We start from the raw sequence: 25,209 nt of genomic DNA, 5'->3' as shown, positions 1-25,209 counted from the left end.
GGCGGGGGCTTCCCCGCTCGGATTCAAAGCTGGTGCCCGGTCCGGTCCCGCTTGGTCGCGAGATAGCGCTCGTTGTGCGGGTTAGTCGGCAGGAAGTGCGGCACGCGCTCCACCACCGTGATGCCGCGCGCCTCCAGCCCCTGCACCTTGCCCGGATTGTTGGTCAGCAGCCGAATTTCGCGCTGGCCCAGCAGGTCCAGCATCCGCGCCGCCACGCCGAAGTCACGCGCGTCGACGGCAAAGCCCAGCCGGGTGTTCGCATCGACCGTGTCGAATCCCTGGTCCTGCAGCGCATAGGCGCGCAGCTTGTTGACGAGGCCGATGCCCCGTCCCTCCTGCCGCAGATACAGCAGGATCCCCCAGCCCGATTGCGAAATCGCCTTCAGCGCCGCGTCCAGCTGCGGCCCGCAATCGCACTTGAGGCTCCCCAGCGCATCACCCGTCAGGCATTCGCTGTGCAGCCGCACCAGCGGCGGCTGGCCATTGGGCGCGCCGATCAGCAGCGCGACATGCTCGCCCGGCCCCTCGGGCGTGCGGAAGGCGACGATCTCCGCGTCCTCCGCATGCGCCACCGGCAGCCGCGCCCGCGCCGCGATCGTCAGCCGGATCGCGTCCTCATGGGCGTCGACGTCACGCGGCGTGATCGCGACATCCGCCGGGCCGTCGGCGCGCACGAAGAACGCCGGCAGCATTCCCGCCACCCGCGCCAGCTTCAGCGCCGCAGCCGCATCCTCGGGCGACTCTAGGGCAATGGCGCGGAACGGCCCCTTCAGCGGCGTCGCCAGGTCAAGCTGCGGATCGGCCAGCGCGGTCGCGGTGGCGAAATCCACCCAGGGCGCCCGGTCCACCAGCACCGGCGCGTCCGGCACCGCTGCTTCCTTCTGATTGGCCAGCTTCAGCGTCTCGGCCCGCCCGGCGGACAGCAGCACCGGCGCCTCGGCCGCCGGGTCGAACGCCTCCAGCCGCACCGGATCGGCCGTCTCGATCGGCAGCAGCGCCAGTGCGCCGATCCGCACCGGCCAGCCACGGCGCAGCGCGTCGATCGCGCGCGCGGCGGCGTGCGCGTCGCCCTGAACGGCGCCGCTCAAAAGTCGAACTCGGTCATGATCGGCACATGGTCGGAAGGTTTCAGCCAGCTGCGGCACGCCTCGAATACCTTGTGATCCGTCGCCGCTTTGGCAACGTCGCCGGTCGCCCACATATGGTCGAGCCGACGCCCGCGATCATTCTTGGTCCAGTCGGGCGAGCGATAGCTCCACCAGGTGTGCAGCCGCGCCGGCGCGGGATAGAAATGCCGCCCCAGGTCCACCCAGTCGTTCGACGCTTTCAACCGGTCCAGCGCCTCCACCTCGATCGGGGTATGGCTGACGACCTTCAGCAGCGCCTTGTGGCTCCACACGTCCTCGGGCAGCGGCGCGATGTTGAAATCGCCGGTCAGGATCGTCGGGCAGTCGAGCGTGGCCGACCATTCGGTCATGCGCTGGACGAAATCCAGCTTCTGGCCGAACTTCGGATTCACCTCGCGATCGGGCACATCGCCGCCCGCGGGCACATAGACGTTCTCCAGCCGTACGCCGTTCGCAAGCCTCACGCCGATATGCCGCGCCTCGCGGTTCGCCTGCCAGTCGAGCCGGTCATCCTCTGCCAGCGGCACGCGACTGATGATCGCCACGCCGTGGTGCATGCGCTGGCCGTGGATCAGGATATGGTCATAGCCAAGCGCGCGGAACGTCTCGAACGGGAAGTCCGCGTCGATCACCTTGGTTTCCTGCAGGCACAGGATATCGGGCTGCGCCTCGCGCAGGAACTGCTCCACGATGGCGATGCGGAAGCGGACCGAATTGATGTTCCAGCTGACGATCTTCACGCCGGCGGCTGTAACCGGCCACAGCGCGATGGGGAAGCCGTCACCCCGGAGAGGTCATCGGGCGGCGGCCGCGGCGCTGAAAAGGAAAGGCCCTCGCTCCGGGGGCATGGAGCGAGGGCCGACCTGGCGTTCGTCACGCAGGGGGACGTGAAGCTTTGATCCGGGCAACAGGGGGAAAATCCCGAACCGCCCACGTCCGCAGCACCGTCATTACTTGCGATTACCTGTCGCCTGCATGAACAGATCAGGCGAAATCGGCCCTATCCGGCGCGGTTGTTCCTCCGCGGGTCGTTCCAGCGGAACGTCCCATCGTTCACCGGCACGTTGAAGCGTTGATCCGCCAGTCGGATCGTCGTCCGGTTGCCCTGGCTGTCCAGCATCACCCAGCCTTGCAGCATCAGCCCGCCGGGGGCCGATCCGTCACGCGCGAACACCATCGTGATGCGGCCATATTCGGGATGCTTCGGGTCATAACCCTCTACGGTCAGCACACGGGCGTCACCCGTCGGCACCACCTTGGCGTAGCGCGCGATGTCCTGGTCCGGGTTGATCAGCACGCCCAGCGGCGAGTTGCCGATCGGCCAGCGCTGCACCTGTCGCACCGAATAGTCGATGAAAGTCAGCGCCTTGCCGTCGCCGACCACTAGGATCGGCACGCCCTTTTCATATTGGAAACGGATCTTGCCCGGCTTCTTCAGCGACAGCGTGCCGGTCAGCGTCTTGCCGGCACGGTCGGTCTGCGTGAAGGTCGCGGTCATCGTGTTCACCGCGCGCAGGTGGTTCTGCACCTGCGCCAGGTCATTCTTCTGCGCCGCGGCCGGAGCGGCGACCATCGCCACGGCGGCGATGGGGAAAAGGATTCTCAACACGGCTCTCCCGTTTTGCTGGCTGCGCATATCGCAACCGGGGGTTGAACGCGTCGTGAATTGCGCGGCTCCCGCCGCCTGATGCGCAGGCGGCGGAGCACAGTGTCAGAACAGGGTGCTGAGGCCGATCGTCTCGCCGGTGCCCACCCAGCCTTCGTAGATCATCTTGAACGCGACGAAGACGATCACCGCCAGGCCGACATAAGCAATCCAGCGATACGTTTCGATCACGCGCGCGATGAGGTTCGCGGCAAGGCCCATCAGCGCCACCGACAGAATCAGGCCGACGACCAGGATGCCCGGATGCTCGCGCGCCGCGCCAGCCACCGCCAGCACGTTGTCCAGGCTCATCGAAACGTCCGCCACCGCGACCGCCCAGGCCGCAGCAGCGAAGCTGCGCGCCGGCGGCAGGCCCGAACGCTCGTCGCCCTGCACTTCTTCCGAACCCGGGTTCGCAGTGTGCCCGGCGCGCAGCTCGCGCCAGAACTTCCAGCTCACCCACAACAGCAGCAGACCGCCAGCGAAGATCAGCCCGACGACGCCCATCAGCCACGTCACGATCAGCGCAAAGCCGATGCGCAGCACCAGCGCGGCGGCGATGCCCAGCATGATCACCTTGCGGCGCTGATCCGCCGGCAGCCCGGCGGCCAGCGCACCGACCACCACCGCATTGTCGCCCGCCAGCACCAGGTCGATCATCAGCACCTGGCCGAAGGCGGCAAGCGCCGCCGGCTCGGTCAGGTTCGAGAAGTCGGCCACGATATGCGTCCAGATGTCGGCCAGCGAGCCCGGGCCCTGGACGGCAGCTTGAGCGAGCATGGTGAGGATCAACGCAAAACGCTCCTGGTGTTTGGGACCGAACGGGATGAGGTCGGATCGGTTGCACGTGCCCGATAGAGAGTTTCCACTCCACCGTCACCTCGAACCGGGCCAGCGCGCGCTGTCGGCCGCGACAGGCTCGCTCCTTAACGACAAACGGCGCGGGGATGAGCCGCGCCGTCGATCGACATCAGCGTCTCGGCGCTCCGGCCGATCCGCGTACCGCCTTACTGGTTCATGCTGGCGAAGAAGTCCTCGTTGGTCTTGGAATCCTTCATCTTGCCCAGCAGGAATTCCATCGCGTCGACCGTGCCCATCTGCATCAGGATACGGCGCAGCACCCACATCTTGCTGAGCTTGTCCTTCTCGACCAGCAGCTCTTCCTTGCGGGTGCCGCTCTTGCCCACGTCGATCGCCGGGAAGATGCGCTTGTCGGCCACCTTGCGGTCCAGCACGATTTCGGCGTTGCCGGTGCCCTTGAACTCTTCGAAGATCACCTCGTCCATGCGGCTGCCGGTATCGATCAGCGAGGTCGAGATGATGGTCAGGCTGCCGCCTTCCTCGATGTTGCGCGCCGCACCGAAGAAACGCTTCGGACGCTGCAATGCATTGGCATCGACACCGCCGGTCAACACCTTGCCCGACGAAGGAACGACGGTGTTGTAGGCCCGGCCGAGGCGGGTGATGTTGTCGAGCAGGATCACCACGTCCTTCTTGTGCTCGACGAGGCGCTTGGCCTTCTCGATCACCATCTCCGCCACCGCGACGTGGCGCGTCGCCGGCTCGTCGAACGTGGAGGAGACGACCTCGCCGTTCACCGTGCGCTGCATGTCGGTGACTTCCTCGGGCCGCTCGTCGATCAGCAGCACCAGCAGGAACACCTCGGGATGGTTCGCCGAAATCGCCCGTGCGATGTTCTGCATCATCACCGTCTTGCCGACGCGCGGCGGCGCGACGATCAGGCAGCGCTGGCCCTTGCCGATCGGCGAGACGAGATCGAGCACGCGGCCCGTCTTGTCCTTCAGCGTCGGGTCCTCGATCTCCATCTTCAGCCGCTCGTCGGGATAGAGCGGGGTCAGGTTGTCGAAGTTCACGCGGTGGCGCACTGCTTCGGGATCGTCGAAGTTGACGCTGGTGAGCTTGGTCAGCGCGAAATAGCGTTCGCCGTCCTTCGGCCCGCGGATCTCGCCTTCCACCGTGTCACCGGTGCGCAAGCCATGCTTGCGGACCTGATTGGGCGAAACATAGATGTCGTCCGGTCCGGCGAGATAGTTCGCCTGGGCATTGCGCAGGAAGCCGAAGCCGTCGGGCAGCACCTCGATGGTGCCCTCGCCCATGATCTGCTCGCCTTCCTCGGCCTGGACCTTGAGGATCGCGAACAGCAAGTCCTGCTTGCGCAGCGTGGAGGCGCCCTCGACGCCAAGCTCCTCGGCAAGCTGGACCAGCTCGGCCGGGGCTTTCTTCTTTAGTTCTTTCAGGTGCATCTGGGTGTCCGATGAAAATCGGTTGGGGGAGAAAGCCCGGTCGGCGGAAGGACTTCGCGCTGCAACGAGACTGAAGGAGGCAGCGGGCCGGAAAGGCCACACCGTGCGCCGGACGTAGGTGCGGCCAAAAGCTTAGTCAAGCCGGGAAGCTACGTGGATCTGCCCAATTCAGCCTGATTCCGCTTGGTCACCGGCCGTTGGCAAGGGCCGTTGGCAAGGGCCGGCGTTGCGCGATTCAGAACGGCTTCACCACTGCCAGGATGACGATGATCGTCAGCGCGAGCGCCGGCACTTCGTTCACCATCCGCAGCCGGCGGGTCGGCCACGCCGCCTCGCCCTTCGCCAGCCGCTTGGAATAGCCCACCGCCCAGCCGTGATAGCCCGACAGCAGGAACACGACGAAGATCTTGGCGTGCAGCCACGCCAGCCCCTGGATCCCCTCGAGCAGCCCGATGTTCACCGCCAGCATCAGGCCAAGCACCCAGACGGCGATCATCGCCGGCGTCAGGATGATCTTGCGCAGCTTGCGCTCGCGATCGATCCAGCGCGCTTCCTCCTGCGGATTGCCCAGCGCGTCCTGGTGATGGACCAGATAGCGCGGCAGGATGAACATGCCGGACATCCAGAACACCATGAAAATGATGTGCGCGGCCTTCACCCACAGATAGGATGCGCCGAGGAACCCTGCCGTCATCGCGCCGATCCTCCTGCTTCACCCGCTTCATGCCCGCGCACCCGCGCGATCACCTGCTCGACATGCGCGATCGGCGTATGCTGGTCGATCCCGTGGCCGAGGTTGAAGACATGCGGCCGATCGGGGAACGCCGCAAGGATCCGGTCCACGGCTGAATCGAGCGCCTCGCCGCCGGCGATCAGCGCCAGCGGGTCGAGATTCCCCTGCACCGGCAGCCCCGTCGGCAAAACCTGGTTCGCCCAGTCGGGATCGACCGTCTCGTCCAGCCCCACCGCATCGACGCCGGTTCCGCGCGCATAGGTCGGCAGCTTGCCGCCCGCGCCCTTGGGAAATCCGATGATCGGCACGCCCGGATGCCGCGCCCTCAGCCCCGCGACGATCGCCGCGTTGGGCGCGATGACCCAGCGTTCGAACTGCGCCGGGGACAGAGTCCCGGCCCAGCTGTCGAACAGCTGCACCGCCTCGACGCCCGCCTCGATCTGCCCGGCGAGATAGTCGATCGTCAGCGTCACGATGGCATCGATGATCGCGCCGAACGCCGCCGGATCGCGATAGGCGAGGCCACGCGCTTCGGCCTGATCCTTCGATCCCTGCCCCGCCACCATATAGGTCGCGACGGTCCAGGGTGATCCGGCAAACCCGAGGAACGTCGTTTGCGCCGGCAGCGCTGCGGCCACCCGGCGGACGGTTGCGTATACCGGATCCAGCCGCTCGCGCACCGGAGTCAGGCTCTCCAGCGCATGATCGATCAGCCTCGGGGCCAGCCGCGGCCCCTCGCCCGGCCCGAAGGTCAGGTCCTGCCCCATCGCCCAGGGGACCATCAGGATGTCGGAAAACAGGATCGCGCCGTCGAATCCGAAGCGGCGGATCGGCTGCAGCGTCACTTCCGCGGCCGATTCAGGATCGGTCGCGAGCGCCAGGAATCCGCCCTTTTCGGCACGGAGCGCGCGATATTCGGGCAGATAGCGGCCGGCCTGGCGCATCAGCCACATCGGCGGCCGCGCACGGCGCTCGCCCTTGAGTACGCCCAGCAACGGCTTGGCGGACAGCTCGACAGTGGCTCCGGGGTTCATCCTTCTACCTAAAGAGAAGAGTCAAACGGATGTAGTGGTGGTTGGCGCGTTGGTCGCGGGGCTTATGCGTTCATGCCGGAATTGCCAACAGCTTGACGGGCGCCGCGCCGCGGAACGCCGCAGATTCGATTCAGCCATCCCCGTTATTCACAGCCTGTGGAGGAACCGGGCCCGCGTGGATGGGATTGTGGATGACTTGGTAGTTTTCCACGGCGCGCACCCCCGCTTGGCCGTGCGACCGGGTTACGCTAGCGCTCGTCCCCATGTTTTCCACAGATTCATTCCGATGACCGTCCGGCTGCATCTGCACCTGCTGTCGGACTCAACCGGCGAGACGCTGGAGAACATCGCGAAGGCCGCGCTCGCGCAATATGATGACGTTGAAACGGTGCGGCATTTCTGGCCCATGGTGCGTACCGAGGCGCACCTCGATCGCATCCTTCAGGAAATCGCACACAATCCCGGGCTGGTGATCTACACGCTCGTCAACGCCGCCACCCGCCGCGCGCTCGAACAACGCTGCCAGGCGCTTGGCCTGCCGCTCGTCGCGCCGCTCGATCCGGTCAACGATGCGCTGTCGGCCTTGCTCGGCCAGCAGGCAAAGGCGCGCCCCGGGCGCCAGCACGTGCTCGACGCCGCCTATTTCGCGCGTGTCGACGCGATCCAATACACCATCGCGCATGATGACGGGCTGTTGTGGGAGGAATGGGAGGAAGCGGATATCGTCCTCGCCGGTGTCTCGCGCTCGTCGAAGACGCCGACCTCCATCTACCTCGCCAATCGCGGCTACAAGGTCGCCAACATCCCGATCGTGGTCGAAAGCCCGCCCCCGCCCGATCTCTTCCAGCTCAAGAACCCGCTGATCGTCGGCCTCACCACCAGCGCGGACCGGCTGATCGCGATCCGCCGCAATCGCCTCTTGTCGTTGAACCAAGCGCCGGAGACCTCCTATGTCGATGGCGAGGCGGTGACGCGCGAGCTGCAATATGCCCGGCGCATGTTCGCCGACAATGGCTGGCCGGTGATCGACGTCACCCGCCGCTCGATCGAGGAGACGGCCGCAGCGATCATCGCGCTGGTCAACGATCGTCGCGGCGAAATGACGTTGAGCGACCGCTAAGCCCCCTGTTGAAACGGACCCAATGAAACTGATCCTCGCTTCGCAATCGGCCTCGCGCCGCGCCATGCTGGAAGGCGCCGGCGTTCCCTTCACGGCGCAGCCGGCAATGGTCGATGAGGATGCCGCCAAGGCGTCGCTCGGCGCCATCCCGCCGCGCGATCTTGCCGATGCGCTCGCCGAACTGAAGGCATTGAAGGTGTCGCAGCGCGAGCCGCAGGCGCTGGTCCTCGGGTCGGACAGCCTCGCCGTGCTGGAGGACGGCACGATCCTGTCGAAGCCGCGCGACCGGGCGGAGGCGGCGCATCACCTCTCGCTGATGTCCGGCAAGCGCCACGATCTGGTCAGCGCCGCCGTCGTGGCAGAGGGCGGCCGCGCCGTCTGGCGCCATGTCGACAAGGCCCGCATGTTCGTCCGCCCGCTGTCCTACAGCTTCATCGAGGCGTATCTTGATGCAGAATGGCCGGCGATCGCGGGATGCGTCGGTTGCTACAGGATCGAGGGGCCGGGGGTGCAGTTGTTCAGTCGTGTCGAAGGCAGCCAGTTTACCGTACTCGGTATGCCGCTCCTGCCGCTGCTCGGCTATCTCAGGGAGCGCGAGGTGCTCGCCCAATGATGGAAAAAAAAGCGCCAGTGCCTCAACTTCCTCAACATTCGATTGCAGAAACTGCAATCGAAATGCCGTTCGCGGAGGTGATCGGCGATCCGATCAAGCATTCCAAGTCGCCGCTGATCCATCGTTTCTGGCTCGAAAAGCTCGGCATCGCCGCGGATTATCGCGCGACTCAGGTCGCGCCTGATGATCTAGCCGCCTTCATCGAGCAGCGCCGCGCCGATCCGCTCTGGCGCGGCTGCAACGTCACCATTCCGCACAAGGTAGCGATGCTCGATCTCGTCGCCGATCCCGGAGGCATCCGCGACAGCATCGGCGCGGCGAACACTGTATTCCGCAACGAAGACGGCGATCTCATCGTCACCAACACCGATGCGGCGGGCTTCTATGCCCCGATTGCCGATCTCGATCTCGCCGGCCAGCCGGTGGTGGTGGTCGGTGCTGGCGGTGCAGCGCGCGCGGTGCTGTTTGCGCTGTCGCGCCTCGATGTCGGCAAGGTCACGATCCTCAATCGCTCGCCGCTAAAGGGCGCGGCGCTCCTCAGCCGCTTCGGGCTGAAGGGTGAGGCGCTGCCGCTCGACGCCCGCCTCCCCGCCGCCCGGCTGCTGGTCAACACCAGCGCGCTCGGCATGGAAGGCCAGCCGCCGCTCGATCTCGATCTCCTGCCGCTGCCGCCCGAGGCGGTGGTGTACGACATCGTCTATGCCCCGCTCCACACGCAGCTGCTCGATGCGGCCGAGGCACGCGGGCTGGAGACGATCGACGGGCTCGAAATGCTCGTCGGCCAGGCGGCGGCGGCGTTCGAATTGTTCTTCGGCCAGCCCGCCCCGCGCGAGCATGACGGCGAGTTGCGCGAACTGCTGATCGGTTGATACGCGCGCCGCACATCACACGGCGACAGAAGGGAGAGAGAATGCTGAAGCTCGGCCTCACCGGCTCCATCGGCATGGGCAAGTCGACCGTGGCGAAGATGTTCGCTGATGAAGGCATCCCCGTGTTCGATGCCGATGCCGAAGTGCACAAGCTGCAGGGCCCGGCCGGCCGTGTCGTCGCCGCGATCGAGGCGCGCTTCCCCGGCACCACCGGCGACACTGGCGTGAACCGCACTGCGCTAGCCGAGGCGGTGCTCGGCGATGATGCCGCGATGAAGGCGCTGGAGGCGATCGTCCACCCCGCGGTGGGCGAGGAGCGCGCCGCCTTCCTCGCCCGCCACGCCGATGCCCCGCTCGTCGTGTTCGACGTGCCCTTGCTGTTCGAAACCGGCGGGCAGCGCGGGGTGGACAAGGTCGCCGTCGTCTCGGCGGCGCCAGACGTGCAGCGCGGACGCACGCTGGAGCGGCCGGGCATGTCGGAAGCGAAGTTCGATGCGATTCTCGCCCGCCAGGTGCCCGATGCCGAGAAGCGCGCGCGTGCCGATTTCGTCATCCCGACGGATGTGCCGCTCGATGAAACGCGCGGCCATGTTCGGCGGGTGATTGCTTGCCTCACGGAGGCGAAGGGCCGATAATCGCGTGATGCGCGAGATCGTTTTCGACACCGAGACCACCGGCTTCACCTTCGGCGAGGATCGGATGGTCGAAATCGGCTGCGTCGAACTGGTCAACCGGGTCGAAACCGGGCGCACCTTCCACGCCTATTTCCACCCGGAACGTGCCATGCCGCCCGGCGCCTTCGCGATTCACGGCCTGTCGGACGTGTTCCTGTCCGACAAGCCCCTGTTCCACGCCGTGGCGGACGAGCTGATCGCCTTCATCGGCGATGCGCCGCTCGTCGCGCACAATGCCTCGTTCGACTTCGGCTTTCTGAACGGCGAGCTTGGCCGCTGCGGCCGCGATCCGATCTGCATGACGCGGATGGTCGATACCCTGGCGCTCGCCAAGCAGCGCCATCCCGGCGCCAAGCTCACGCTCGACGCTCTGTGTTCGCGCTACGGCATCGACCGTTCGCACCGCGTGCTGCACGGCGCGTTGCTCGACGCTCAGCTGCTCGCGCAGGTCTATGTCGAGCTGCGCGGCGGGCGGCAGATCGGCCTCTCGCTGGTCAGCGATTTGGTGGTCGAGGAAGCCGACACGCGCAGCGCAACGCCGCGAATTGCACGCCCGGCGCGACATTTCGCAGCGAGCGATGCGGAACTTGCCGCGCATGCCGCGTTCATGACTCGGGTGAAGAATCCAATCTGGGGGGCCGCGGCGTCCGGATGACGCCCAACGCTCCGGCGAACCACGCCGGGCCAGTCTATGGAGTGAGAATAAATGGAAATCCGCATCTCTGGTCACCAGGTCGAAACTGGCGACGCGCTGAAGGATCATGTGGAGACCCGGATGCAGGGCATTGCGGAAAAGTATTTCAGCCGCGCCATCTCCGCGCAGGTGACGTTCAACAAGGGCCCGCAGCAAGGCGGTTTTGGCTGCGATATCGTCGCCCACGTCATGCAGGGCCTGGTGTTGAAGGGCCGGCACGAGGCGTTCGACGCGCATCTCGCCTTTGATGGCGCCGCGGAGAAGATCGAAAAGCAGCTCCGCCGTTACATGCGCCGGCTGAAGGACCGCAACGCCGGTGAGGCGCAGGCGATCGCCGAGAGCGGCGCCTATGACAATGGCAATGCCGGCTACACCTTGTTCGCCGAGCAGACGACTGAGGACGAGGCGGCGGATGCGCCCCCGATCATCGCCGAAACCCGTGTCGACGTGCCGGACGCCAGCGTGTCCGATGCGGTGATGATGCTCGATCTGCGCAACACGACCGCGCTCCTGTTCAAGAATAGCGGGACGGGCGCGTACAACATGGTCTATCGGCGCGGCGACGGAACGATCGGTTGGGTCGAGCCGCAGCGCGCGGAGTAACGCCGAACGACATGTCCCATGATTTGAGTGACCTCCTCCACCCCGACCTCATCGTCGTCGGGGTGGCGGCGACCAATAAGAAGAATCTGTTCCAGCAGCTCGGGGCGCTCGCCGCCCCGGCACTGGATCTTGACGCCACGGACGTGGCGACCGCCCTGTTCGAGCGCGAGAAGCTCGGCTCGACCGGCTTTGGCGGCGGCGTCGCCATCCCCCATGCCCGGATCAAGGGCCTGCCGCGCATCGTGCTCGTCATTGCCCGTCTCGCCCAGCCGATCGATTTCCAGGCGGTCGACGATCTGCCGGTCGACATCGCGGTAACAATGCTGTCCCCGCCGGAGGCCGGCGCCGATCACCTGAAGGCGCTGGCACGCGTATCGCGCCGGTTCCGCGATCGCACGTTCGTCGCGAAGCTGCGCGGCGCCGGATCGCGCGACGCGCTTTATGCGCTGCTGACGGCGGATGAGCCGGGGAGTGACGCGCGTGACGCGGCCTGAAGGCGCCGAAGCGCACCATCGTGCGCTCGAGTCGCTCTACGCCGCCGCCCCGATCAACCGCCTGTTCGCCTCCACCCTGTCGATCCCGGAGCCGGGCGTGGCGCGGATCAGCTTCGAGATCTCGACCGAGCATTTCCATGCCGCCGGCGCGGCGCACGGCACCGCCTATTTCAAGATGCTCGACGATGCGGCCTTCTACGCCTGCAACAGCCTCATCACCGATCGCTTCCTGCTGACGACTCAGTTCAACCTCGTCCTCACCCGTCCGCTGTCAGCTGGTCCGGTGGTGGCGGAGGGGCGCTGGGTCAGCGGTCAGCGCCGCGTATTCGTTGGCGACGCGCGGCTGATCGCGGCGGATGGCGAGGAGGTCGCCCGCGGCACCGGTACCTTCATGCGCAGCCGCATCCCCCTCGCGTCCCTGCCCGGATATCGCACGGCGTGATCGCACGCCTGCCGACTCATCTCGTCGTCGGCGCCTTGTTGCGGCGGGTCAATGACGCCGGCGGGATCGCCGTGATCCTCGCGCGGGGCGATCCCGATGCCGGCGCCATTCTCCTTGTTTTGGAACAGGAAGGCCGGCTGCTCGAGCGGCGCATAGACTTTGATGGTAATGATACGCTCGTTCCCTGCGGCCCCGTTGAAGGTAGCAGCGACTCACCTGATGATTATTGGAAGAAGCGCCGTTCGCGCGACCCTGATCTATGGGTAGTTGCTCTGGACATCGCGGACTCCGAACGGTTCGCCGCTGAAACAATCCTCGGGTAATTGACTCTAGACGGCTACGCGGCGACCTGCCGGCCATCGTTTTCAAGCGTTGTGCCGCGGCGGGTGCGATCCGTGCGGTGACGCAGTCGGGGGGATCCCGGACGATCGATGTTCCGTTCACGGAGCATGCGGTCGCTTCCGCGTACCCACCGCCTTTGACTGTTTAGAATGTCGTTCTTTTCGCGGGCCGCCGTTGCGGTGGCCATGACTGTGTCTTTCTTCGGCCTCGGCGTGCAGAGCACGGCTGGCCTTGCAGCTCAGGTTGAGCCCACGCTCCCGCTGCCCACCGCGACGATGGTGCCCATTACCGGGCAACAGTCGACACCGGTTTCTGCACCGACCAGCCCTGTCACTGATGAACTCGCGACGGGCGATACGGTTGCATATCCCTCGCTTGCTGCTGCAGTCGCAGCGCAGCCGACCCATGATGGCGACGACGAGGCGATCCAGTGCCTCGCCGGTGCGATCTACCACGAATCGCGTGGTGAGCCCCTTTCGGGTCAACTCGCGGTGGCGGACGTGATCCTGAACCGGTCCAAGTCGGGCCGCTTCCCGTCGGACGTCTGCGATGTGGTGACCCAGCGTGGCCAGTTCGGCTTCGTGCGCGGCGGTCGCATCCCCGCCATTGACGAGAACAGCCGTTCGTACCGCACTGCAGTCGCCGTGGCGCGCGTCGCGCTGGCTGACGCATGGGAGAGCCAGGCCGAACGCGCCCTGTATTTCAACCGCGGGCGTGCCCCGGCGGCGAGCCTGCGCAAGGTTGCCTCGATCGGCAACCACGTCTTCTATCGCTAAGGCTTTTCAACGTTCCTGAATTGTTCTAAGGTTTCTTGCGTGCTTACCACGCCGGAAACCTGTGTAGACGATCCCCTCTCTCCACTCTGTGCCGCGGATGTCGCGCGCGGCGTGACAAGGCTTCTGCTGCGGCATGAGCTTGTCGCCATGGGAGAGGTGCCGCTCGACGGCGGCCGACGGGTCGATCTGATGGCGCTAGACGCGCGCGGCCAGATCACCATCATCGAGATCAAGGTGTCGCGCGCCGACCTGCTCGGTGACAACAAGTGGCAGGATTATCTGCCGCATTGTGATCGCTTCTTCTGGGCGGTGCCGGCAGGCTTTGATCATTCACCCATCGCCGGCGAGGCGTTCCTTCCCGAACGCACCGGCCTGATCGTTGCTGATCGCTATGATGCCGCCGTGGTGCGCGAGGCGAAGACGGAAGCGATGAACACCCACGCGCGCAAGAAATGCACCCTCGCCTTTGCGCGCCGCGCCGCGCGGCGGCTCGTTGCGTTGTCCGATCCGGAGGCGGTGCAGGGCTGGTGAGGCGGCGGCGCGCTACGCGAGCCGCAATCCTTCCTTGTTCATTACCGCCGTCACATGGTTGTTCTGCGCCTCGCTCAGCTGGCCGCGCAGCCGTGGGAAGATGTCGCGCTCCTCTTCCTCCATGTGCTTCTCGATCAGCGTCCGGAATTCGCCCAGCTTGGGCAGCCACGCCGGATCCGTCTTCGGCATCTCCGATAGCTCGAAGAAATATTGTTTCACATAACCATGTTCGTGGTTGAGATGGTCCGCCGCCTCGGTCAGCCCGTGGTCGCGCATCATCGTGTAGATGACATTCTCTTCCTGCCAGGCATGCTTGCCCACCGCATGCTTCAGCTGCGCGAGCAGCGACGCGCGCTTCACCGGATCCTCCTCGGTGGTCTTTTCCAGCAGGTCGAAGATCTTGAGCGCGGCGGCGTGTTCCGCGGCCAGCGCCTTGTCCCAATTGCCGGCCAGCGCACTCGGTGCCTGGACGGCGGCCTTTCGCGCAAGATTGGCGAGCAACCCTGCCGCCACGCCGCCTACCGCGCCAATGGCGATCGTCCGGGCGGTCGATGATTTCGCTTCCTTGGCGCTCGGCATGTCCTTCGCTCCCGTGTTGCTTGAACCGGTAACGACAGGTGCGGCGCTACGTTCCTGTCTGCGGAATCGCTGCTTCGACCGGGGTATGTCGTGTCGGTTCGGTCAGGTCAGCCAGCGCAGCGGCAAGATCGGCCTGGCGGAAGGGCTTGGCGAGCTGGGGCAGGGCGATTTCCAGGTCTCCACCTGCATAGCCGGTCACCACCAGCACGGGCAGGTCAGGCCGCCGCGCCAGCAGCCGCTCCGCCAGTTCACCGCCATTCATGCGCGGCATCATGTAATCGGTGATCACCACATCCACCATGAGGCCAGCGTCAAGCGCGGCAAGCGCCTCCGCGCCCCCCGGCAAGTCGGTCACCTTATGGCCCAGATCGCGCAGCATCTCGGCCGTGCCGGCACGCACCAGATCTTCGTCATCGACCAGCATGATGGCCAGCGGCCGGCTGTTCGCCGTTGCGCGCTGCGGCCCGCGATGATGCGTTACCCCGGCAATCGTCGTGGCGGCGGGCAGATAGAGGTCCGCCCGCGTGCCAACGCCCGGCTTGCTCGACAATACGAAGGTGCCGCCGAGCTGCGCCGCCAAGCCGTGCACCATCGACAGGCCAAGCCCGGTGCCCTTGCCGCGCTCCTTGGTCGAATAGAAGGGCTCCACGGCACGGGCGAGCGTCTCTTCGTCCATGCCCTCGCCATCATCGATCACCACGATACGCACGTATGTGCCGGGCGACAGGGCAGGGGAGGTGCCCCAGTCCATCTCCACCTGATCGATGCACAGGCTCAGCACCCCGCCGTCGGGCATTGCGTCGCGCGCATTGACGCACAGGTTGAGGATGGCGAGCTCCAGCTGGTTCGGATCGGCCAGCGCCGGCTGCAGCCCGGTGGGCGCGTGAATGTCGAGTTCGATTTGGCCACCGATCGAACTCGCGATCAGATCGCGCATCCCCTCGATCAGCGCACCGGTATCGACCGGACGCTTCTCCAGCGCCTGGCGCCGCGCGAACTGCAACAGTCGCTGCACGAGTGTCTTGGCGCGTTCGGCGGATTGCAACGCCCCGTCGATCAGCCGTGCTGACCGTGGATCATCGCCGTAACGGTGCTCGAGAAGGTCCAGCGTTCCGGTGATCGGTGTCAGCAGATTGTTGAAATCATGCGCCACACCGCCGGTGAGCTGGCCGATCGTCTCCAGCTTCTGCGCCTCGTGCAATTGCGCCAGCGCCTGTTCGCGCTCTGCGATCGCTTCGCTGATCCGGTGTTCCAGCGTCTCGTTCAGTTCGCGCAGCGCCAACTCGGCGCGCCGCCGCTCGGTCACGTCCTGGAAAATAACTGCGACTTCGCGGCGCTCCTCGGGTTCGACGCGGAACGCGGCCAGCTCCAGGTGCCGGCCGGTCGCCACCAGCTCGCGATTGAACCTGATGGCGTTGCCGGTGACGAGAACGTCGCGATACAGCGCCACCCAGTCGTCCGCCTCTTCGGGCACCATCTCGCGCACCTTCTGCCCCACCACGTTGGGGATACCGGCATGGCGTTCGTACGCAGGATTGGCCTGAACATGGACATAGTCGCTGAGCGGCCCGTGCGGCCCGTCAAAGAACTGGATGACGCAGAAGCCTTCGTCCATCGTATCGAACAGGGTGCGAAAGCGGGTCTCGCTTGCGCGCAACGCCAGAAGGCGTGCACGCGCTTCATATTGCCGCCGCCGCGCGCGCAATGCCGAACGCGCGAGGCTGATCAGCGTCGTCGGATGAAACGGTCGCTCGAGGAAGGTGACGTTGCCCAGGATATCGAGGTGCCGCGCCGCCGCCGGATTGCGTTCCAGCCCGCCGCCCCGTGTGGTCAGCAGGATGATCGGCAGGTCGGACCATTCCTCCTGTTCCTCGATCCAGCGGACGACTGCGCGCAGATCGACGTTTGCGACTGCCTCTTCCGTCATGACGACGAAGCCCGCACCGCGGCCCAGTTCATCGACCAGGCCGCCCAGGCCCCGACAGGCCGTCGCCGCGATCCCCGCCTCGCACAGCATGCTCGCCGCGACGGCCGCGTCGCGGCCATGCGGTGCCAGGATCAATGCGCGTTCAGAGACGGCGGTAACGGTCACGCGTCGCTTCGCCTGAGCAAGGGCACGTCGCCAAGCACCTCGGGCACACCGCGCAGGATGCCCTGGAAGGCGTGCAGCGGCTCGCCCAGCGTAAAGCCGCGACCGCCGATCTGATATTCGCGGATCGTATCCTCGTGCATGCCGGTGCGCTTCTTGATCACTGAAATCGCGCGGCGCACGCGGCCGTGCGCCTCGAAATAGCGCAGTAGCAGGACCGTATCGGCGATATAGGTGAGGTCGACCGGCGAGCGCATTTCGCCGATCAGCCCATGCTGCGCCACCGTCAGGAAGGTCGTGGCGCCCTGGCGGTTGAGATATTGCAGCAGTTCGTGGACGTGCAGCACCAGCGCCTGCTCGCCCGGCATGGCGGCCTGATAACCGTTGAGGCTATCGATCACGACGGTGCGCGCATGACGCTGCTCGACGCAGGCGCGGACGCGAGAGGAGAATTCGCCGGGGGTCAGCTCCGCGGCGTCCACCTGCTCCAGCACCAGCTTGCCGTCATCGATATAGCCCTGAAGATCGATCCCGAGAGCCGACGCGCGCTGGATCAGCAGCTGAAGCTCCTCGTCGAAGACGAACATCGCCGCGCTTTCGCCGCGCTCGATCGCCGTCTTGATGAAGGTCAGGCACAGCAGCGACTTGCCGGTGCCCGCGGGGCCCAGCATGAGCACGCTCGATCCACGATCGATCCCGCCGCCTAGAAGTGCGTTCAGCTGCGGCGAACTCGTCGACAGCGCCTCGCGCGCGAAGCCGCCCTTGTGCTCGGCCGACACCAGCCGGGTGAAGACGCGCACGCCGCCCGTCTCGATCGCGAAGTCGTGGAAGCCACCGCGATAGCGGCGCCCGCGATATTTGATCACGCGCAGCCGGCGCCGCTCCGCGCCATATTCGGGCGCCAGCTCCTCCAGCCGCACCACCCCGTGCGCGATCGAATTGACCGTCTTGTCGTTCACGTCGCTCGTCAGGTCGTCGAGCATCAGCACGGTCGCGCGGCTTTGCGCGAAATAGTGCTTCAGGGCGAGTATCTGGCGGCGATAGCGTAGCGAGCTTTGCGCCAGCAGCCGGATTTCCGACAGGCTGTCGAGCACCACGCGCTCGGGCCGCACGTCCTCGAAGATCTCGAAGATCCGCTTCGCGGTTTCACTGAGTTCGAGGTCGGAGGAATAGAGCAGGCTCTGCTGCTGGTTCTCGTCCAGCAGATTCTCCGGTGGGATCAGTTCGTAGACATGCACGCCCTCGAGCGAAAAGTCGTGCGACGCCGCGGCGGAGCGCAGCTCGTCCTCGGTTTCCGACAAAGTGATATAGAGGCACCGCTCGCCCGCCCGCGCGCCGTCAACCAGGAATTGCAGTGCAATGGTGGTCTTGCCGGTGCCCGGCTGGCCTTCCAGCAAGAAGGTCCGGCTGCGCTCCAGGCCGCCCCGAAGCACTTCATCCAAGCCCGCGATGCCGGTCGGTGCGTCGCGCGAGCCAGCGTACGCCATTCAGTCACCTTCCTCGTTGCACCTGTCGTCAACGCAACTAGCAGTCGGAAGTTCGCGTCGCCACGGGAGAGATGTGACGCGATGTACTCCGCCAAGCTTCGGCGTCAGGAAACTCACCAGAACTGGCGCTTCGACCAGAACGCGCGGCGCTTCTATCGAAAGGGAGGCAAGGCTTCCCTTGTTGCTTCGGTAGCAACAGTGGATAGGCGGCCCCATGACGCCGAACCCAGCGCCCGCCGGCATGAATCGCCGTGAGTTTGTTGCCTTCATCGCGGCATTGATGGCCGTCAACGCGCTAGGCGTGGATCTCATGCTGCCCGCTTTGGCGGATATCGGTAACGAATTGAGCGTCACCGCCGCCAATCACCGCCAGTGGGTGATCACCTTCTACATGTTGGGCTTCGGCGCAGCGCAGTTGTTTTACGGGCCGATGGCGGATCGCTATGGTCGCCGCCCGGTGCTGATCGCCAGCCTCGCCGGCTTCGTAGCGGCCAGCATCTTCGCGGCAAGCTCCGCGACCTTTCCGGCGCTGCTCGGCGCGCGCATGCTGCAGGGGCTGATGTCGGCCTCCACCCGCGTGCTGGCGGTGGCCATCGTCCGCGATGGCTCGTCCGGCCGGCAGATGGCGCGCACCATGTCGATGGCGCAGATGATCTTCTTCCTGGTGCCGATCCTTGCGCCGTCTCTCGGGCAGGGGCTGCTCGCCTTCGGGCCGTGGCGCTTCATCTTCTACGTGCTCGGCGGGTTCGCGGCCGTGGTGCTCGGCTGGTCGGCGATCCGGCTCGTTGAGACGCTGCCGGTATCGCGCCGCGTGCCGATCTCGCTCTCCCGCCTGCGGGAAAACTACGCGCTCACTCTCTCGAACCGCTTCTCGCTCGGCTACGCCGTGGCCGCCTCGCTCACCTTCGGCGGGATCATCGCCTTCGTCTCGTCCTCGCAGCAGATCTTCGTCGACGAGTTCGGGGCGGGGGACCGCTTCACCTGGCTGTTCGCGATCTGCGCCGGCGCGATGGGCTTCGCCGCCTTCGCGAACAGCCGACTGGTGGAACGGCTAGGTACTCGCCTCATCTCGCAAAGCGCGGTGCTCGGCCTCATCGCTTTGTCGCTGGCCCATATCCTGGTGATCCAGGCAGGCTGGGAGACGCTGACCACCTATATCTTCTTCCAGGCGCTCAGCATGACGTGCATTGGCCTGTGTGGATCGAACTTCGGTTCGATGGCGATGGAGCCGGTCGGCCATATCGCCGGCACCGCATCCTCGGTGCAGGGCTTCATCACCAGCATCGGCGCCGTGATCGTCGGCTCCGCGATCGGCCAGGCCTATGCGGGCACCACCATGCCGCTCGCGGTCGGCTATCTGTGCATCGGCCTCGCCGTGCTCGCGATCATCTATGTCGTCGAAGGCGGGCAGCTCTTCCACCCGCGCGATCGCCGCGCGGTCGGCGGCTAGAAAGCGTCGCCCAAGCCGGCATCCGCATAGGCCTGATCCAGCTGCCGATGCCGCCGCCGCGCCAGCTGCGCACGGCGCAGGCGCACGCGCAGCCGGGCATCGCGCACCAGCGCGCCCGGCAGGTCGGTGGCCGCGCGTAGGCCGGCGACGCTGGAGATATTGCGGATCGTCCGCCGCGTCTCGATCAGCACATGGCCCACCATCTCGCGCCGCTCGATCTCGCCGCGCTCTTGCACCAGCGACAGGCGGTGAATCGCATAGACGCCGATGATCCCGGCGATCAGGAAATAGAAGTCCCACTGCGTCAGCACGATCGGCAACGCGAACACGCCGTTCGGGCCGCTCCAGCGCGCGACCAGTTCGAACTGACGGGCAGCGAAGAAGTCGGCAAGCAGCCCGCCCAGGATCGGCGCCAGCCCAGCCGCGATCGCCGTAACCAGCGCCGCGCTGGCGACATACGCGGTCGCCGATCCCTTGGGGGAGAGCTTCAGGGCGATGTTGGTGCTCGTCAGCGTGACGCCCGCAATCGAGGCGCCCATGATCATGTGGAGTAACGCCAGCCAGAGCTTCACCACGTCCGGGTCAGCGAATTGCGAGGCGCCGATCATGCCGACGATCGCCACGATATAGGTCGGCGCGCACAGCGCGAGCACCGATTTGTTGGCGAACCGGTCGCTCAGCGTGCCCCACAGGCGCAGCGCCAGGATATTGGCGATCTGGCTGATCACGCTCAGCACCATGACGAAGCTGAGGTCGAAGCGCAGCTGGCGGACGATGAACACGGTGAAAAAGGGCGTCGCCAGGTTGATCGCGAACTGCCAGCTCGCCACAAAAACGAGCAAACGGCGGAAATTCTCGTCGCGCAGCGGCTGGCGCAGCAGCGCGCCAAGGTTGATCGGGCCCGGCGCGGGCGGCATCAACGGCTCCGGCATCGCCGCCACGATCCGCGCGCTGATCAGCCCGGTGATGCAGCCAGCGGCGAACATCCCCGCGAACACCAGGTTGCGCCCTCGCGATCCGGCGGGCGTCAGGTCCAGCGCCAGCGCAGCGGCAAGGCCGAGCACCAGACCGATCCCGGTCAGCCATACCGTCCGCCTGGCGAAGACGCTGCCCAGCTGCTCTTCCGGCGCAAGATCGCGCATCCACGAATTCCAGGCGCAGGCACCGATCGCGCCCAACCCGCACAGGATCATCTGCGCCGCCAAGAAGACGATCAGGGGCCCTGATCCGGTGAAGAACGCGACTGCCGCCATCACCGCCAGCATCGCCCGGCCAATCACGCTGGTGACGACGGCGATCTGCTTGCGCCGTCGCCAGTGCTCGACCAGCCCGATTGCCGGCACCTGCAGCAGCTGCGCCAGGAAGGGGATACTCGCCAGCACGCCCACCATCAGGTTCGACGCGCCAAGATGGAGCGCAAATGCTGTCAGGATGACGCCGGAGGTGAGCGCAGCCGCCCCGCCGGAAAAGGCGGCTTCGATCACCAGCAGCCGCAGCCCGCGCGCACGCTCCCGCTCGGTGATCTCTGCCTCGGGTAAGAGTGTCGTCACGGCGCCAGAACGTGCCGTCAGCACAGCGGTTTCGGGCGCAGGGGCCGATCTTCTTAACCTAAATCATTGAAAAAGCCGGCGCTTCGTTGCGCTGGCGAAGCGACTAACCGCGCCCTCGTCCGTTTCAGGAGGCCAAACGCCGGGTGCGGTGGCTCGTTTTGGGGCCCGGCCTGCCCGGTCGCCTCATTCAAGGGGACGGCGTTGCGCATCCACCATCTCAATTGCGGCACTGATTGCCCGCTCGGCGGCGCGCTGTTCGACGGCCGGAGCGTCAGCCCGTTCGGCACGATCGTCGGCCATTGCCTGCTGATCGAAACCGACGCGCACGGCCTGGTGCTGGTCGACACCGGCTTTGGCCTGCGTGACGTTGCGCACCCCCATGCATCGCCCGATCCCCGCGTGCCGCGCCCGTGGCGCGCGATGCTCAACATCCAGCTGCGCGAACGCGAAACCGCCATCCGCCAAATCGAAGCCTTGGGGTATGACGCGGCCGACGTCCGCCACATCGTCGTCACGCATCTCGACTTCGACCACGCCGGCGGGCTGGAGGATTTCCCCGCCGCCACCGTCCATGTGATGCAGCGCGAATATGACGATGCAACCAGCCCGCACGAAGGGTTCGTCGCGCGCAATCGCTGGCGCCCGCCGCAGCTGAACGGCGTTGCGGAATGGCGCTGCTACAGCGCGCCGGGCGAGCCATGGTTCGGCTTCGATGCGGTGCGCGGTCTCGTGGGTCTGCCGCCCGAGATCCTGCTCGTGCCGCTGCCCGGCCACACCTGGGGTCACGCCGGCGTCGCCGTCCGGCGCGACGACGGCCGCTGGCTGCTCCACGCTGGCGACGCCTATTTCTACCGCGGCGAAATGCGCCAGGCGCGCCGCCGCTGCACGCCGGGGCTGCGTGCCTACCAGCGTTTGATGGAGACGGATGCAACGAGCCGCCTGCGCAACCAGGAACGGCTCCGCCTCCTGTCAATCGAGAAGCGCGACGAGGTGACGATCACCTGCGCACACGATCCGGTCGAACTCGAACGCTGCCAGGCCGGCACGCCGCTCTGATCCGTCCCCGATCACCCTTCAACCGCAACAACACCCCCCATGGAGGAGAAGACAGATGGCAACACAGCAGGACACGCTTCGCGAATTGTTCGTGACCGGTCTGGTCAACGCGCACGCGGTGGAAAAGCAGGCGCTTTCGATCATGACGCCGCAGGTATCGCGGATCGAACATTACCCTGAGGTGGCCGATCGCCTGCGCGCGCATATCGAGGAAACGAACGGTCAGATCGCCCGGCTTGACGAGATTCTCGCCACCCTCGGCACCAGCGCCTCGGCGTTCAAGGATCTGGGGCTTAGCCTGTCGGGCGGGATGGCCGCGCTCACCCATTCGGTGGCCGGTGACGAGATCGTGAAGAACAGCTTCGCCAACTACGCCTTCGAGCATTTCGAGATCGCCGCCTACAAGTCGCTTCTCATTCTCGCCGAGGATGGCGGCTTCGCGCAGGTCGCGCCGCTGCTCCAGCAATCTCTGGGCGAGGAACAGGCGATGGCCCAGTGGATCGATGAATCCTTGCCGCTCGTCACCCGGCGCTATGCCTCGCTCTACGCCGAATCCGGCGCGTCGACAGCAAAGGCCTGAGGAGAGCCGCCATGGAACGCACCGATCACCCAGCCGTCGACCCGGAGCGGCAGACGCCGCAGAACTCGTTCGATCATGATGTCGGCCTCTTCGGCCAATCCTATTCGCGGGAGCGGGAGGAGGAGATGCGCCGCGCCGACCCTGCCGGCGCCGTGAACGCCGATCCGGCCGAGGGCGGGGAGGGGGCCGGCGCACGCGCGTCGGTCGACCCTGTGACTGGCGAGGCGCGTGGCAGCGGCGCCGGTGCGGCGGAGGATCCGCCAACCAAGCCCGGTGCCTGGAAGCCCGGCGCCGGCAAGAACCAGGCGAGCCGCTGACGGCAACAGCGCGTGCCGGGGCGCCCGCCCCGGCACGCGCGACAAGCGGCTTGTGCGTCAGATCAGGACTTGATCGAGCGCATGCCGGTTCGCGCGCTCCGCCGCCAATGCCCGCTCGTTCGCCGCGCGTGCCGAGGCGCCCTGGCGTCGCCCGATCATGAAGCCGAGCGCGAGCGAGGCCGCGATCCACGGCCACGGCGATGGCGCACGGGGCGTGTCCGGCAGCGGGTGATCGGCCGGCGCCCATCCGCCGACGGACGCAACCGGCGTGGCAGCAGCATGCGGCGACGCCACCATCCGGCTGGCTTCGGCAAAAGCCACGCCGGAGATTTCCTCTACCTCGATTGCCGGCTGGTCCTCCGGCAATACCGTGCGGTGATAGCCCGGGCCATCGACATCCGCGACACCCTCGCCGCGTATGCCGTTCAGCGCGGCGTCCTGGCGATTGGACGGGGCGGCCGTGCCGTAGAGGCGGGTAGCGGGATCGTTCATTATCGTCGCTCCTGCGGTGATTAACGCGGATCGGCTTCGGGGTCCGGTGTTCAAAGCGGTCGAGAAGGGAAGCGGCGGGTGCGCGGCCGGGTTCCCGAAACTCGGGGGCGACTAACCTGAATCACGATGTTTGCGTCACTGGCCCGGCCGCGGGATCGCGCACCACGCACAGGCCAATCGCGGCGATCCGGTCGACCTCGGCGTACACCTCGTTCTCCAACTCGTCGCTGTAGATATCGGGATCCAGCAGGCGATAGTCGTAGCGATAGCCGATCGCCGGCATCGCCTCGCTCAGCGCCTCCTGCACCACATCGCGGCCCTCGACGATCGAGACGCCGGTGTGCATCAGGAAGCGTCCGCCCGGCGTCAGCTTCTCGATCGCCGCCAGCGTCCAGTCGAGCGACAATTGCCCGCCGTAAAGATCACCGCCGTCGCGATAGGCGCGCCGGTCGCGGTCGATCATGAAGGGCGGATGAGTGACGATCAGGTCGAACTGCCCGTCCACGTCGCCTACTGATTTTGTGGATACGGTGTGATGTTCCACGCCCGCTGCGGTCGCGTTGACCGAGGCGAGCGCCAGCGCCTTCGGGTTGATGTCTGCCAGCGTCAACGTCGCGTCGCCATGCAGCGTCGCGGCAACGATCCCGCCCGCGCCGGCGCCGGCGCCATAATCCAGGATCTTCGCACCTGGTTTTAGCCCGGCGATGTTGCGCGAGATGTAATCGGCGAAGCGATGGCTGTCGGGGCCGAGGAAGACCGAATCCTTCGCGGCCGTCGGAAAGGCGGAATGAACGAACAGGCAGTCGAACAGCCTTGACACCCGCACGCCCGCCTTCACGAAGCCGTCGTCGTCTCGCTCGAGCAGCCCCGCGGCGTCCAGCGCTGCGGTCACTGCTTCGTCCATGGCGTCGCTGCGGCACGGCACGTTCCAGCCGAGCAGGTCCTCGGTCGTGCTGCCGCTTTGCCGGCCCGGCCGCGCCAGCACCCGTTCGTGCGAGGCGGGGGTCGGCGCCAAGAAATCGTAATGATGGTCGCGCAGCAGCGTCAGAAGCTGGAGCAGCGCGTCACGCTGCTGTTGGGTTTGCTGCGCGTCGATCGGTTGTATCTGGGTTGTGGTCATGCGTCTTGATCGGCCAGTCAATGGATGCCGATCGAACCGGACAGGGGCCCGCTACGTTCCCGGCAAACTCGCTGATCAGGATCAAGCCCGCCGGGCAGTCACTTCGCTGCTTTCGCCTTGGTATAAGGCACGAAATCGCCCAGCACGACGAAGCCGCTCGGCATGCGTGAGCTGCGATCGACCAGCTGGACGGATTCGATGCTGCACAGCTGCGTACCGATCGTCCGCGTCACCAGCACGTCATTCTGGTCGAGCTGCTGCGCGCCCGATCGCGGCTCGTTGACGTACAGCGTGCTGCCGGCGCGATAGACAATCGCCTTGCCGTTGATGATCTCGCTCGAATTGATGGCGGACAGCGGGATGCAGCGCGTCGGCTTCCCCGCCACCCGCCCCGCCAGCATCTTCTGCAGCTGGGCCTCGGGCGTGTCCCGCGGGGCCGCCACTACGGGCGTGGCAAGAACGGCGGCGGCCGCCATCGCGGCAGGGATGATCGTGCGCATGCCTCGCCTCATGCCGCGATCGTTGTGA

General features: G+C 66.3%; 29 protein-coding genes. 15 read left to right on the top strand and 14 right to left on the bottom strand.

Annotated elements, in window-relative coordinates; all coding sequences use genetic code 11:
• Positions 1 to 23: 23 nt before the first annotated feature.
• The 7 genes from ribA to hemE form a co-directional block, all read right to left on the bottom strand.
• Entirely contained in the window at positions 24 to 1,088 is a 1,065-nt protein-coding gene (gene ribA / locus ACH0CP_RS04865) for a GTP cyclohydrolase II (RefSeq protein WP_294442596.1), read from the bottom strand.
• The gene (locus ACH0CP_RS04860) at positions 1,085 to 1,867 is read right to left on the bottom strand and encodes an exodeoxyribonuclease III (RefSeq protein ID WP_294442595.1); all 783 of its coding nucleotides are present in this window, start codon (positions 1,865 to 1,867) and stop codon (positions 1,085 to 1,087) included. Before ACH0CP_RS04860 ends, ribA begins: the two co-directional genes overlap by 4 nt.
• Positions 1,868 to 2,127: 260 nt before the next feature.
• Positions 2,128 to 2,700: an outer membrane lipoprotein carrier protein LolA gene (locus ACH0CP_RS04855; protein ID WP_294442625.1), complete on the bottom strand. Its 573-nt coding sequence runs from the start codon at positions 2,698 to 2,700 to the stop codon at positions 2,128 to 2,130.
• 138 nt (positions 2,701 to 2,838) lie between these two features.
• Complete coding sequence (locus ACH0CP_RS04850) at positions 2,839 to 3,552, bottom strand: TerC family protein (protein WP_294442624.1); 714 nt, start codon at positions 3,550 to 3,552, stop codon at positions 2,839 to 2,841.
• 227 nt (positions 3,553 to 3,779) lie between these two features.
• Entirely contained in the window at positions 3,780 to 5,036 is a 1,257-nt protein-coding gene (gene rho / locus ACH0CP_RS04845; protein ID WP_294442594.1) for a transcription termination factor Rho, read from the bottom strand.
• A gap of 235 nt (positions 5,037 to 5,271) precedes the next feature.
• Positions 5,272 to 5,730, bottom strand: a complete 459-nt coding sequence (locus ACH0CP_RS04840; RefSeq protein WP_294442593.1) for a CopD family protein — start codon at positions 5,728 to 5,730, stop codon at positions 5,272 to 5,274.
• Entirely contained in the window at positions 5,727 to 6,803 is a 1,077-nt protein-coding gene (gene hemE / locus ACH0CP_RS04835) for a uroporphyrinogen decarboxylase (protein ID WP_294442592.1), read from the bottom strand. The genes ACH0CP_RS04840 and hemE overlap by 4 nt, the downstream gene beginning before the upstream one ends.
• A 286-nt stretch (positions 6,804 to 7,089) precedes the next feature.
• Here hemE and ACH0CP_RS04830 point away from each other — a divergent pair, with 286 nt between their 5' ends.
• From ACH0CP_RS04830 to ACH0CP_RS04780, 11 genes are all read left to right on the top strand, one after another.
• A complete protein-coding gene (locus ACH0CP_RS04830) occupies positions 7,090 to 7,923 on the top strand; it encodes a pyruvate, water dikinase regulatory protein (protein WP_294442591.1) in 834 nt (277 codons plus the stop codon).
• Positions 7,924 to 7,945: 22 nt separating this feature from the next.
• On the top strand, positions 7,946 to 8,536 hold the full coding sequence (locus ACH0CP_RS04825; protein ID WP_294442589.1) for a nucleoside triphosphate pyrophosphatase: 591 nt from the start codon (positions 7,946 to 7,948) through the stop codon (positions 8,534 to 8,536).
• A gap of 62 nt (positions 8,537 to 8,598) precedes the next feature.
• Positions 8,599 to 9,405: a shikimate dehydrogenase gene (locus tag ACH0CP_RS04820; RefSeq protein WP_294442587.1), complete on the top strand. Its 807-nt coding sequence runs from the start codon at positions 8,599 to 8,601 to the stop codon at positions 9,403 to 9,405.
• Between the two features lie 41 nt (positions 9,406 to 9,446).
• A complete protein-coding gene (gene coaE, locus ACH0CP_RS04815) occupies positions 9,447 to 10,040 on the top strand; it encodes a dephospho-CoA kinase (protein WP_294442586.1) in 594 nt (197 codons plus the stop codon).
• A gap of 7 nt (positions 10,041 to 10,047) precedes the next feature.
• Positions 10,048 to 10,734, top strand: coding sequence for a DNA polymerase III subunit epsilon (gene dnaQ, locus ACH0CP_RS04810; protein WP_294442585.1), 687 nt, complete (start codon positions 10,048 to 10,050; stop codon positions 10,732 to 10,734).
• A gap of 51 nt (positions 10,735 to 10,785) precedes the next feature.
• Positions 10,786 to 11,376 carry a ribosome hibernation-promoting factor, HPF/YfiA family gene (gene hpf / locus ACH0CP_RS04805; RefSeq protein ID WP_294442584.1) on the top strand — a complete coding sequence of 197 codons (591 nt, stop codon included), beginning with the start codon at positions 10,786 to 10,788 and terminating at the stop codon, positions 11,374 to 11,376.
• A gap of 11 nt (positions 11,377 to 11,387) precedes the next feature.
• Positions 11,388 to 11,870 carry a PTS sugar transporter subunit IIA gene (locus tag ACH0CP_RS04800; RefSeq protein ID WP_294442583.1) on the top strand — a complete coding sequence of 161 codons (483 nt, stop codon included), beginning with the start codon at positions 11,388 to 11,390 and terminating at the stop codon, positions 11,868 to 11,870.
• The gene (locus ACH0CP_RS04795) at positions 11,836 to 12,312 is read left to right on the top strand and encodes a PaaI family thioesterase (protein ID WP_406875847.1); all 477 of its coding nucleotides are present in this window, start codon (positions 11,836 to 11,838) and stop codon (positions 12,310 to 12,312) included. Before ACH0CP_RS04800 ends, ACH0CP_RS04795 begins: the two co-directional genes overlap by 35 nt.
• Complete coding sequence (locus ACH0CP_RS04790; RefSeq protein WP_294442581.1) at positions 12,309 to 12,635, top strand: DUF1491 family protein; 327 nt, start codon at positions 12,309 to 12,311, stop codon at positions 12,633 to 12,635. Before ACH0CP_RS04795 ends, ACH0CP_RS04790 begins: the two co-directional genes overlap by 4 nt.
• Positions 12,636 to 12,839: 204 nt before the next feature.
• Positions 12,840 to 13,430, top strand: coding sequence for a cell wall hydrolase (locus ACH0CP_RS04785; RefSeq protein WP_294442580.1), 591 nt, complete (start codon positions 12,840 to 12,842; stop codon positions 13,428 to 13,430).
• 39 nt (positions 13,431 to 13,469) lie between these two features.
• On the top strand, positions 13,470 to 13,961 hold the full coding sequence (locus tag ACH0CP_RS04780; protein ID WP_294442579.1) for an MmcB family DNA repair protein: 492 nt from the start codon (positions 13,470 to 13,472) through the stop codon (positions 13,959 to 13,961).
• A gap of 12 nt (positions 13,962 to 13,973) precedes the next feature.
• On the opposite strand, the gene ACH0CP_RS04775 is transcribed toward ACH0CP_RS04780, so the two are convergent.
• The 3 genes from ACH0CP_RS04775 to ACH0CP_RS04765 are packed head-to-tail and all read right to left on the bottom strand — an operon-like array spanning position 13,974 to position 18,116.
• Positions 13,974 to 14,540, bottom strand: a complete 567-nt coding sequence (locus ACH0CP_RS04775) for a hemerythrin domain-containing protein (protein ID WP_294442578.1) — start codon at positions 14,538 to 14,540, stop codon at positions 13,974 to 13,976.
• Between the two features lie 46 nt (positions 14,541 to 14,586).
• Complete coding sequence (locus ACH0CP_RS04770; protein WP_406875848.1) at positions 14,587 to 16,632, bottom strand: ATP-binding protein; 2,046 nt, start codon at positions 16,630 to 16,632, stop codon at positions 14,587 to 14,589.
• Positions 16,629 to 18,116, bottom strand: coding sequence for an ATPase domain-containing protein (locus tag ACH0CP_RS04765; RefSeq protein WP_294442577.1), 1,488 nt, complete (start codon positions 18,114 to 18,116; stop codon positions 16,629 to 16,631). Before ACH0CP_RS04765 ends, ACH0CP_RS04770 begins: the two co-directional genes overlap by 4 nt.
• A gap of 241 nt (positions 18,117 to 18,357) precedes the next feature.
• Between ACH0CP_RS04765 and ACH0CP_RS04760 the strand changes: the two genes are divergently transcribed.
• A complete protein-coding gene (locus tag ACH0CP_RS04760; protein ID WP_294442622.1) occupies positions 18,358 to 19,566 on the top strand; it encodes a multidrug effflux MFS transporter in 1,209 nt (402 codons plus the stop codon).
• On the opposite strand, the gene ACH0CP_RS04755 is transcribed toward ACH0CP_RS04760, so the two are convergent.
• Positions 19,563 to 21,116, bottom strand: a complete 1,554-nt coding sequence (locus tag ACH0CP_RS04755; protein WP_294442576.1) for an MFS transporter — start codon at positions 21,114 to 21,116, stop codon at positions 19,563 to 19,565. The two genes, ACH0CP_RS04760 and ACH0CP_RS04755, sit on opposite strands and share 4 nt — an antisense overlap.
• A gap of 201 nt (positions 21,117 to 21,317) precedes the next feature.
• Between ACH0CP_RS04755 and ACH0CP_RS04750 the strand changes: the two genes are divergently transcribed.
• From ACH0CP_RS04750 to ACH0CP_RS04740, 3 genes are read left to right on the top strand one after another with little or no spacing between them, the layout of a single operon-like run.
• Positions 21,318 to 22,172, top strand: a complete 855-nt coding sequence (locus ACH0CP_RS04750; protein WP_294442575.1) for an MBL fold metallo-hydrolase — start codon at positions 21,318 to 21,320, stop codon at positions 22,170 to 22,172.
• Positions 22,173 to 22,227: 55 nt separating this feature from the next.
• The gene (locus ACH0CP_RS04745) at positions 22,228 to 22,752 is read left to right on the top strand and encodes a ferritin-like domain-containing protein (RefSeq protein ID WP_294442574.1); all 525 of its coding nucleotides are present in this window, start codon (positions 22,228 to 22,230) and stop codon (positions 22,750 to 22,752) included.
• Between the two features lie 11 nt (positions 22,753 to 22,763).
• Positions 22,764 to 23,069 carry a hypothetical protein gene (locus ACH0CP_RS04740; RefSeq protein WP_294442573.1) on the top strand — a complete coding sequence of 102 codons (306 nt, stop codon included), beginning with the start codon at positions 22,764 to 22,766 and terminating at the stop codon, positions 23,067 to 23,069.
• Positions 23,070 to 23,126: 57 nt separating this feature from the next.
• Here ACH0CP_RS04740 and ACH0CP_RS04735 read toward each other — a convergent pair whose 3' ends face one another.
• The 3 genes from ACH0CP_RS04735 to ACH0CP_RS04725 form a co-directional block, all read right to left on the bottom strand.
• Positions 23,127 to 23,561 carry a hypothetical protein gene (locus tag ACH0CP_RS04735; protein WP_294442572.1) on the bottom strand — a complete coding sequence of 145 codons (435 nt, stop codon included), beginning with the start codon at positions 23,559 to 23,561 and terminating at the stop codon, positions 23,127 to 23,129.
• A gap of 121 nt (positions 23,562 to 23,682) precedes the next feature.
• Positions 23,683 to 24,681: a methyltransferase gene (locus ACH0CP_RS04730; protein WP_294442571.1), complete on the bottom strand. Its 999-nt coding sequence runs from the start codon at positions 24,679 to 24,681 to the stop codon at positions 23,683 to 23,685.
• A gap of 98 nt (positions 24,682 to 24,779) precedes the next feature.
• Positions 24,780 to 25,181: a hypothetical protein gene (locus tag ACH0CP_RS04725; RefSeq protein WP_294442570.1), complete on the bottom strand. Its 402-nt coding sequence runs from the start codon at positions 25,179 to 25,181 to the stop codon at positions 24,780 to 24,782.
• Positions 25,182 to 25,209 lie beyond the last annotated feature (28 nt).

This window comes from Sphingomonas sp. 179-I 2A4 NHS, assembly GCF_045369135.1.
Classification (GTDB): Bacteria; Pseudomonadota; Alphaproteobacteria; order Sphingomonadales; family Sphingomonadaceae; genus Sphingomonas.
The sequence above is the reverse complement of the archived record's forward strand: the minus strand, read 5'-3'. Positions and strand labels throughout refer to the sequence as shown.

Excerpts from the sequence above, each read along its gene's own strand:
- ACH0CP_RS04825 (WP_294442589.1), top strand. The coding sequence starts at position 7,946 with ATGAAACTGATCCTCGCTTCGCAATCGGCCTCGCGCCGCGCCATGCTG.
- ACH0CP_RS04855 (WP_294442625.1), bottom strand. The coding sequence starts at position 2,700 with ATGGTCGCCGCTCCGGCCGCGGCGCAGAAGAATGACCTGGCGCAGGTG.
- ACH0CP_RS04765 (WP_294442577.1), bottom strand. The coding sequence starts at position 18,116 with ATGGCGTACGCTGGCTCGCGCGACGCACCGACCGGCATCGCGGGCTTG.
- hemE (WP_294442592.1), bottom strand. The coding sequence starts at position 6,803 with ATGAACCCCGGAGCCACTGTCGAGCTGTCCGCCAAGCCGTTGCTGGGC.
- ACH0CP_RS04820 (WP_294442587.1), top strand. The coding sequence starts at position 8,599 with ATGCCGTTCGCGGAGGTGATCGGCGATCCGATCAAGCATTCCAAGTCG.
- ACH0CP_RS04830 (WP_294442591.1), top strand. The coding sequence starts at position 7,090 with ATGACCGTCCGGCTGCATCTGCACCTGCTGTCGGACTCAACCGGCGAG.
- dnaQ (WP_294442585.1), top strand. The coding sequence starts at position 10,048 with ATGCGCGAGATCGTTTTCGACACCGAGACCACCGGCTTCACCTTCGGC.
- ACH0CP_RS04730 (WP_294442571.1), bottom strand. The coding sequence starts at position 24,681 with ATGACCACAACCCAGATACAACCGATCGACGCGCAGCAAACCCAACAG.
- ACH0CP_RS04850 (WP_294442624.1), bottom strand. The coding sequence starts at position 3,552 with ATGCTCGCTCAAGCTGCCGTCCAGGGCCCGGGCTCGCTGGCCGACATC.
- ACH0CP_RS04840 (WP_294442593.1), bottom strand. The coding sequence starts at position 5,730 with ATGACGGCAGGGTTCCTCGGCGCATCCTATCTGTGGGTGAAGGCCGCG.
- ACH0CP_RS04735 (WP_294442572.1), bottom strand. The coding sequence starts at position 23,561 with ATGAACGATCCCGCTACCCGCCTCTACGGCACGGCCGCCCCGTCCAAT.
- hpf (WP_294442584.1), top strand. The coding sequence starts at position 10,786 with ATGGAAATCCGCATCTCTGGTCACCAGGTCGAAACTGGCGACGCGCTG.
- ACH0CP_RS04760 (WP_294442622.1), top strand. The coding sequence starts at position 18,358 with ATGAATCGCCGTGAGTTTGTTGCCTTCATCGCGGCATTGATGGCCGTC.
- ACH0CP_RS04745 (WP_294442574.1), top strand. The coding sequence starts at position 22,228 with ATGGCAACACAGCAGGACACGCTTCGCGAATTGTTCGTGACCGGTCTG.
- coaE (WP_294442586.1), top strand. The coding sequence starts at position 9,447 with ATGCTGAAGCTCGGCCTCACCGGCTCCATCGGCATGGGCAAGTCGACC.
- ACH0CP_RS04800 (WP_294442583.1), top strand. The coding sequence starts at position 11,388 with ATGTCCCATGATTTGAGTGACCTCCTCCACCCCGACCTCATCGTCGTC.
- ACH0CP_RS04740 (WP_294442573.1), top strand. The coding sequence starts at position 22,764 with ATGGAACGCACCGATCACCCAGCCGTCGACCCGGAGCGGCAGACGCCG.
- ACH0CP_RS04725 (WP_294442570.1), bottom strand. The coding sequence starts at position 25,181 with ATGCGCACGATCATCCCTGCCGCGATGGCGGCCGCCGCCGTTCTTGCC.
- ACH0CP_RS04785 (WP_294442580.1), top strand. The coding sequence starts at position 12,840 with ATGACTGTGTCTTTCTTCGGCCTCGGCGTGCAGAGCACGGCTGGCCTT.
- ACH0CP_RS04795 (WP_406875847.1), top strand. The coding sequence starts at position 11,836 with ATGAGCCGGGGAGTGACGCGCGTGACGCGGCCTGAAGGCGCCGAAGCG.
- ACH0CP_RS04775 (WP_294442578.1), bottom strand. The coding sequence starts at position 14,540 with ATGCCGAGCGCCAAGGAAGCGAAATCATCGACCGCCCGGACGATCGCC.
- rho (WP_294442594.1), bottom strand. The coding sequence starts at position 5,036 with ATGCACCTGAAAGAACTAAAGAAGAAAGCCCCGGCCGAGCTGGTCCAG.